General features: G+C 70.1%; 3 protein-coding genes. 2 read left to right on the top strand and 1 reads right to left on the bottom strand.

Annotated features, from left to right (window positions below):
- Positions 1-183: 183 nt before the first annotated feature.
- Positions 184-1,113 carry an RNA polymerase sigma factor SigJ gene (sigJ, locus tag ACZ45T_RS35805; RefSeq protein WP_468448326.1) on the bottom strand — a complete coding sequence of 310 codons (930 nt, stop codon included), beginning with the start codon at positions 1,111-1,113 and terminating at the stop codon, positions 184-186.
- 353 nt (positions 1,114-1,466) lie between these two features.
- Between sigJ and ACZ45T_RS35800 the strand changes: the two genes are divergently transcribed.
- Complete coding sequence (locus ACZ45T_RS35800) at positions 1,467-1,673, top strand: acyl-CoA carboxylase subunit epsilon (protein ID WP_468448325.1); 207 nt, start codon at positions 1,467-1,469, stop codon at positions 1,671-1,673.
- A 134-nt stretch (positions 1,674-1,807) separates the two neighbouring features.
- A partial coding sequence (locus ACZ45T_RS35795; protein WP_468448324.1) for a carboxyl transferase domain-containing protein occupies positions 1,808-2,097 on the top strand: 290 nt, incomplete at its 3' end.

The following is a 2,097-nucleotide window of genomic DNA, read 5'->3' as shown; positions in this document are numbered from 1 at the left end:
TTCACCCCCCCCCCCCCCCCCCCCCCCCCCCCCCCCCCCCCCCCCCCCCCCCCCCCCCCCCCCCCCCCCCCCCCCCCAGGGCCGGTCCGCGGTGTCCGGTGGCCCGGACCGCTGCTGAAGCCGGACACCGGCTGCCGCACGCCGGGGTCCGGGGCACCGTCCCGCTCATGGGCGCACAGTGCGTCAGCCGGTCCAGGGCCGGAGTTTTTCGGGGTTGAGCACCGCCCAGATGTGTGTGATCCGGTCGCCTGACACGTCGAACGCCAGCACGGACACGGTGACACCCTCGCGTTGGAGCACCAGCCCGGGCTGGCCGTTGACCTTGGACTCCGTGATCGTCAGGTCGGCCGCGTTGTCGGCGGCGTTCACGAAGAAGCGGGCGACCTCTTCGCGGCCCTCGATGGGGTGGATCTGGGCGCTGATGATGCCGCCGCCGTCGGTGACCGTCGTGGCGTCGGGGTCGAGCAGGGCGATGAGGGCCTCGATGTCCTGGGCCTCCCACGCCTGCTTGAAGTTCCTGATCATTTCGGCGCGTTGGGCTGTGGGGGCCACTGGGACCCGCTGCGCCCGCACGCGCTGGCGGGCCGAGGACGCCAGCTTGCGGCAGGCCGCCGGGGAACGGCCGACGATCTGCGCCACTTCGGCGAACGAGTAGTGAAAGACGTCGTGGAGGACGAAGGTGACGCGCTCGGCCGGGGTCATCGATTCCAGTACGACGAGGAAGGCCATGCTGACCGACTCGTCGAGGGTGACCCGGTCCGCCGGGTCGACGGAGCCGCCCGACCGGCCGCTGATCCACTGCGTGCGGTCGGGCAGCGGCTCCGGCACCCATTCCCCCACGTACCGCTCCCGCCTGGCCCGTGCCGAGCCGAGCAGGTCGAGGCAGATGCGGCTGGCGACCGTCGTCAGCCAGCCGCCGGGGGAGGCGATGGCCTGCTGCTGCTGGGGTGTCATGGCATACCAGCGGGCGTACGTCTCCTGCACGACGTCCTCGGCGTCCGCCACGGAGCCGAGGAACCGGTAAGCGAGATTGATCAGCTGACGCCGTTCACTCAGGACCGCGCTCAATCCCGCGTCCAGCCGGTCCTCTTCCTGCTCGGGCTGCGTGCTCACTGCCGCCACCCTCTTTCGCGCTCAGGCGGCATGTTTCACCGCGCCTTGTGTAAGGGCCTGCGCCGTCGTACCCGCAGAGATCATCCAGAGAGATCGATCCACAGAGATCGGTCCAGAGATCCGTCCAGAGATCATCCAGCGATCGGTCCAAAGATCCGTCCGGAGATCGAATTATCGCTGCGGGGCGCCCGCGGAAAGGGGTGTGCAACATCGGGATTCCGATGTTGCACACCGCTGCCCGGTCCGTTGCGGGTGCGGTTCGCGGAACTTTCCAGCGGTGCTCCAGGGATGTCCGAGCGATCGTTGAGCGCCGAGGCCGACGGTGATCGGGAGGTAATAGGGAGGGAGAACCCGTGGATGGCGCCGGAAGCAGGGACGCCCTGCTCAGGATCGAACGCGGTCAGGCCACCGAAGAAGAGCTGGCCGCGGTCGCCGTGACGCTTTTCTCGCTGCTTGTCGGGCAGAGCCGGCCCCCGGCGGAAGACGGCCGGGGACGGTCCGTCGCCCTCTGGCGCCGGGAACGGGCCAGGGCCTACCAGGCGCCGCACAGCTGGAGATGACGCCCCCCTGGGGGCGAACGGCGATGACCGGGCAGCTGACGACTCTCACATGAAGACCCGTACATGCGGTGGGGTTGTCCGGGCGTGCAGTCTCTTCCGGTCGGCCCGCGCCGCCCCACAGGAAGGTGACTGTCATGACGATGGTGGTGGAGCCCTCTGCGCTTTTGGCGGGCCAGGCCCATGCGCGGGGCCGCGTGGCCGAGCTGGAGGCGATCCGTGCGCAGGCCGTGGCCGGACCGAGTGAGAAGGCGACCGAGGCCCAGCATGCCAAGGGCAAGCTGACGGCGCGCGAGCGGATCGGACTGCTCCTGGACGAGGGCTCGTTCAGCGAGGTCGAACAGCTCCGCCGTCACCGGGCGACCGGGTTCGGCCTGGAGGCCAAGAAGCCGTACACCGACGGTGTGATCACCGGCTGGGGCACGGT

This window comes from Streptomyces sp. NPDC030995 (genome assembly GCF_055571215.1).
The sequence above is the reverse complement of the archived record's forward strand: the minus strand, read 5'-3'. Positions and strand labels throughout refer to the sequence as shown.